The organism is Gilvimarinus sp. 1_MG-2023, from assembly GCF_030548285.1.
The window spans coordinates 1-343 of sequence record NZ_JAUOSC010000461.1; the positions used below are offsets into that span (position 1 = coordinate 1).

Here is a 343-nt window from a genome sequence, read left to right on the forward strand (position 1 = left end):
GTATTGCTACAGGATTGGAATGGCAATGCTCCTGCTAATGGAACTACCTTGTCGGTTGAAGGCGATGGTTATGAAATCTATGGTTCTTCGGGTACGGTGAGTAATTCGATTGGTCTCCTATATGGGGAAACCTATAACGGCCTAGCGACTACTGGCTTACCTAGTTATGGAATGCTTTATAACGTGTCATTTGAAGCTGAAGACGAGCCTGAATCCATTTCCGTTACAGCAACGTATGGGGATCTGGAAAACTCCGTTATATTTCTGACTCCCTAGTAGTAACTACAAATCAATTACCCTCGTATCATTTCTGCTATCATCCGTCGCTGGTACACTTCCAGCG

1 protein-coding gene is annotated in these 343 nt (G+C 44.3%); it reads left to right on the top strand.

Annotation, left to right across the window (positions count from 1 at the left end; translation table 11 throughout):
- A partial coding sequence (locus Q4563_RS17635) for a hypothetical protein (RefSeq protein ID WP_303605425.1) occupies window positions 1-276 on the top strand: 276 nt, incomplete at its 5' end.
- Window positions 277-343: the final 67 nt, after the last annotated feature.